Source organism: Vreelandella halophila (genome assembly GCF_019903425.1).
Classification (GTDB): Bacteria; Pseudomonadota; Gammaproteobacteria; order Pseudomonadales; family Oleiphilaceae; genus Halospina; species Halospina halophila.
Map to the genome: position 1 here is coordinate 1 of NZ_JACHUZ010000003.1, position 4733 is coordinate 4733.

The window sequence follows — 4733 nt, forward strand, 5'->3', positions numbered from 1 at the left end:
TGGATTGAAAATCCTCGTGTCGGTGGTTCGATTCCGCCTCCGGGCACCAAGAATATCAAAGACTTAGCCCGCCTCGTGCGGGCTTTGTTGTTTCTGGATGTCAACCAAGTGTCAACACAGCTTCTCTTAGTTCTTTAAGCGCCCAATAGTATTTCCCCATGATTACCTGCTACGTTTAACCGTGCGAAGAAGCAAACAGAAAAGAGGGAAGTCCAATGAGCAAAGATTCAGCCCAACAAGCATTAGAAGCTGTCATTGCGGAAGCCCAAAAAAGCGGCTGCGATATTGAACAACTTGCTCAAGATGCTAAAGCTGGAATCATGGGGAACTCGGTGTATTCATGGATCCCCACCGACCAAAAGACGGAAGCCACCTCGGCACTCGATGCAGCCGTTACGACAATCTCTGAACTGCCAGCCTCATAACTGAGATCACAAAAAACCTTTTGTATGGAAAAATACACGCCCCTAAACCACAGGCTTGTACCATTAAAGCTTAGGGGCGTATTCCACTGCATCCCTCAGATGCTCCGGCGACAGGTGAGCATAGCGCATCGTCAGCTTGATATCCGAATGGCCCAGAATCCGCTGAAGCGTCAGGATATCCCCGCCGTTCATCATGAAGTGACTCGCGAACGTGTGCCGGCATATGTGCGTCAGCTGTCCCTGGGGGAGCTCGATGCCAGCCCGTCGGATTGCGTGCCGGAAAGCAGCGGCGCAGCTGACAAAGGGCACTTCCTGGATCAGCTCTTTGTAGAGTGATTCATCCAGGGGAACTGATCGAGACTTCCCGGACTTCGTGTAGTTGTACGTCACCCGGTAGGGCGTGAAGTTTGCCCTGGTCACGCCTTCAGCTTCCGACCAGCGGGCACCGGTTGCCAATGCCAGGCGTGCCACGTAATACACACTCGGGTTCGATGATGCCTGGCATTCTTCCAGGAGTGCATTGATCTCGTCCTGGGTCAGAAAGGCGAGTTCCGGCTCGTCGATCTTGAACTTGCGGATACCGCTTAATGGGTTCGGGTAATCCCACTTATCGAAGCGCGCCAGTTCATTGAACACAGCCGACAGATAAGCCTGTTCCCGGTTCACCGTGTTCTGGCTGACCCCATCCATATCCAGCCGGCGCTGCCGGTAGGCGGCAAAGTCCGAGGCCGTGAAATCCGTTGCCCTGGGGTTGCCCAGCAACCGCGCCATCATGTCCAGCTTGCGCTTTCGCTTGGTACCGTCCTTCAGGCTGTAGCCGTAAGCGCTGTACCATTCCTGGACCAGATCCGCGATCGAGCGCCGATCCGGGGCCGGGTTCCAGTCCTGGTTTTCGGCCTGGCGTGATTCCACGTGCTGTTCAAACCGTTTCGCTTCCGCCTTGGTCGCAAAGGTTTTGCGGATACGACGACGCCCACGGCCGCCAGGTTGAATGTCGACCTGCCAGCGTCCCGATTTGAGCTTGCGGATCATGCCGCCACTTTCCCCTGCAGCCGTCGCTGCGTCAGCCCGTCCCTGACCATCTCGTACAGCATTCGTTCGGTGATTTCCCGCCTTCGGTAGTACGATTTCAGGTCATTCCATAGGCCGGACTTCTTGAGGCAGTGCCACGCCTGCTGAGCGTTAAACCGGTTGCGCGCATAAATGCTCAGCAGATTGCCGAAGGCAAGGGCGACGTTCTTTTCGTTGCCGCAACCCGGGGTCTTTTTTTCGCGTTTGTACGCAATCGGCGGGGCCTTGTGGCCGAAGCTCACTTCATCCCGCAGGAAGGTCCAGATGGGGTGAACCCAGTCCTTGCGGTACTCATAGCGGTTCGATCTGAGCGCGTACTGCCACAGTCCCGTGAGGTGCTTGTCCGCTTCCAGATAGGTGTAAATGGGCCCGACAGCCTCAGTCCCGCGCCACAGTTCGTTGATGATGCGTTGATGAAATCGCACCTCAAGCCGCCATACGGGCGCCTCCTCGTCGTAACAGGTGGCCGGGAAGGTGTCGTCATTGGTGGCCGTGCGCCAGATCGATTCCATGAAGTCGCGCTTGTCGGAGACGTCCACTTCCTCGGACTTGTTGTAGAGACAGAACTGTAAGCTGTTGGCTTTACCGAAGGTGAAGGATGTCCCGCGGCCGTGGACAATGGCACTGTCACAGCCCTGGAAGCGGAATTCCGCCATACCGTCATAACGCTGGACCCGGCGAGCCTTGGTGACGAAGTGGCTGTCGAAGTCCTGGGGCGGTTCCCAGCCCTGGAAGTCCACAGCCAGGTGAACGGCCACGGCGTTGGGTTTCGGGTTCTTCAGCAGTTTCTCAGCCCACAGGAACAGCTCATCGTTGATCTGGTACTTGTCCCGCTCATAGAGCCACTGGGGCGAACACTCAATTTTCAGGTGCGTCGAGATGGCGTCCACTTCGGCGTAGAAGTGCTTATACAGCAGCGTGAGCCCCAGCTGGTTGTTCTGGAGCATGTACTTGAAGCCACCCTGTTTCCCGCTTTTCACAGCGAACTCATGGCCGCCAATGGTCACCGTTGACCCCACACCGGCTTCGTAGGCGTCCGCGATCTCGTGGAACTGGTGTTCTTCGGGGCGGCCCTCGAACATCTGGCGGATGGTGTCGGTGCCGGCCCACAGGACATTCACTCGATCCAGGTTGAGCTGTGACCCGTCAGGGCCGACGAACAGCCGACCGGTTCCCAGTTCCCCGGTCATCACGTCGAGGCGTTCAAAATCCTTTATGGTCATCTGTGGTTCTCCGTGGTCTTGTTTGGCTTTCAAAGAAAGACTGTGAGACGTGCTACAGGGACGTCTCGCGCCGGTCGGCATCCCCTAGCGGTCCGGCAGGTCCGCAAGGGGATGCCGACCGGCGCGCTGATGCCCTAACCCGGTTTCCAGGGCATCTGTGTAATGCCCACAAGCGCCACCAGGTGCACCCCATACGCCGTCAGTGGATACCGTCCCGCCCAGGTCAGCCACTGGGGCCAGTCACGGTGTCGGATCTGGATGCCGGCCTGGCGTGCGAACTGGCCCAGCACCAGGAACGCGAGCAGGTAACCCGGCTGGTAACCGTTCCAGGGAATCGGCCAGTTGTAGGTCTGCAGCAGGCCGACACAGGCCAGGGTAAGCAGCGTCCCGGGGGAGGCCCGGAGTAGTGGCAGCACCAGCGCATAAACAATCAGCACATGCACCAGCGCCAGTTCCAGGATGACGACCATCGGCCAGGTCATCGCCGCTGTTGTCCATACATCCCAGTAGCGCTTTCCAAGCTTGCCCGTGAACAGGTACCCCGATGTGACCATGAACAGCGGCATGGCCGGGCGGGTAATGTCGCGAATGATCGGCGGCAACTCATACACCACCGCGACGTGATCCAGGATCATCAGCGCGATCCCGGCGGCCCTGGCTGCATCAAGCGTGGCGTTGCGCATCAGCCCACCTCACAGATTCGCACTGGTGCTGTCCGGTACCGATCCGAACGGCTCAACAGGCCAGGGCCGCACAACATGCGAAACCGTGCGCTGATCCCCCGTCTTTTCGACTTTCAGGCCGTAACCGGTGCGCTCAACGGACCACCCCAGCGCCTCGATCGCGGTTAAACGGAACTGCTCCTGGACCCGGTAGGACCCATCCAGCGCCTGCACTCGGCCCACCAACTTGTCATCGCTTTCAACCACGCCGGACAGGCGCAGCCGGTACTTGTCCGCCATCCGGTCAAAGTAATCCAGCGGTTCCGGCTCTTTCTCTTTCCTGGGCGCATTCACGCCATCACGTCGCTCACTGTTTGACTGATCCGCTTCCCTGCTGACGGTCACGACTTCTTGCGATTGGGTTTTATTGCCTGCCTGCTGTTGCTCCGTTTCGGTTTGTTCCTTCTCGACAAAACCCGGATCATTGAGGAACGACACCAGGTAATTAACCGCCATAAACCCAACCAATACCGCCGCCGGAAGGCCGTACTTAAAGCCTGGCGTTTTCAGAATGTTCGCCCGGTCGTCCTTGAAGTCGTCCGTGTTTTCGGTGTCCTGCGTGTGGCTGGCGTAAATCCCGAAATACTTCGGGTCATACTTGCGGCGACCGCTGCGGATCTTCTCGAACTTCTCGCCGGCTTTCGCTTTGTAAACCGTCCAGTTGTAACGGCTGGCCGCACCCACCGCATCAAGCTTGGTGAACACGACTTTCTGAGACACGCGGCGCTTCCAGAGGTTGTGACAGTCCCGGATATCCTGGCCGATACCGAGAATGTCCAAACCGCGGTGACGGTGCTCTGTGACAAACTGAGTGACGCCGTCTGAAAGCTTCTGGCGACCGGCCGGGAAGAAGTTCTGGAGTTCGTCCAGGACCACCAACGAGTCATTTTCAACATGCTTGTGCACTTCCGGGACCTGGTCTTCCGAAAGCGGGATGAGCAAAGACCGGACACGCTCTTCGGATTCATCAAGCACGCCCGCTATCTTTTTATGATCAATCCCATTGATGTAGGCATACACTTTTCGGCCTTTCTCGATAGCGGGGAGCACCTGATAGACCATTGCTTCATACGTTTTTCCGGCCCCAGGCAAGCCCTCGTGAAATATGATCATTACCACTGCCCCAGCGTTAACAGTTTGCGCGTCAGCCGAAACATCACCCCGGCGCCGATCAACTCAAGTCCTGCCCCCAGGCCTGATTTCGACAGAAAATACATCACGGCCGGATCAATGCCGCCCAGGAATTCGGAAAGTCCACCCGCAAAGAAAGACGGCAACGTTAAAAACGAGAT

Annotated in this window: 6 protein-coding genes; 1 reads left to right on the plus strand and 5 read right to left on the minus strand. The window is 57.5% G+C overall.

Going from position 1 to position 4733, the window contains the following annotated elements:
- The first annotated feature begins 215 nt into the window (after positions 1–215).
- Positions 216–425, plus strand: a complete 210-nt coding sequence (locus tag H4I92_RS00020; RefSeq protein ID WP_143512554.1) for a hypothetical protein — start codon at positions 216–218, stop codon at positions 423–425.
- A gap of 63 nt (positions 426–488) precedes the next feature.
- Here the strand turns inward: H4I92_RS00020 and H4I92_RS00025 are convergent, their stop codons facing one another.
- The 5 genes from H4I92_RS00025 to H4I92_RS00045 form a co-directional block, all read right to left on the minus strand.
- Positions 489–1457 carry a phage integrase gene (locus H4I92_RS00025; protein ID WP_077528615.1) on the minus strand — a complete coding sequence of 323 codons (969 nt, stop codon included), beginning with the start codon at positions 1455–1457 and terminating at the stop codon, positions 489–491.
- A complete protein-coding gene (locus H4I92_RS00030; protein ID WP_077528616.1) occupies positions 1454–2719 on the minus strand; it encodes a hypothetical protein in 1266 nt (421 codons plus the stop codon). Before H4I92_RS00030 ends, H4I92_RS00025 begins: the two co-directional genes overlap by 4 nt.
- Before the next feature lie 134 nt (positions 2720–2853).
- Positions 2854–3402: a hypothetical protein gene (locus H4I92_RS00035; protein WP_077528617.1), complete on the minus strand. Its 549-nt coding sequence runs from the start codon at positions 3400–3402 to the stop codon at positions 2854–2856.
- Between the two features lie 9 nt (positions 3403–3411).
- Positions 3412–4554: a zonular occludens toxin domain-containing protein gene (locus tag H4I92_RS00040; protein WP_179105568.1), complete on the minus strand. Its 1143-nt coding sequence runs from the start codon at positions 4552–4554 to the stop codon at positions 3412–3414.
- On the minus strand, positions 4554–4733 hold a 180-nt coding region (locus tag H4I92_RS00045), incomplete at its 5' end, for a hypothetical protein (RefSeq protein ID WP_218668090.1). The genes H4I92_RS00040 and H4I92_RS00045, both read right to left, overlap by 1 nt.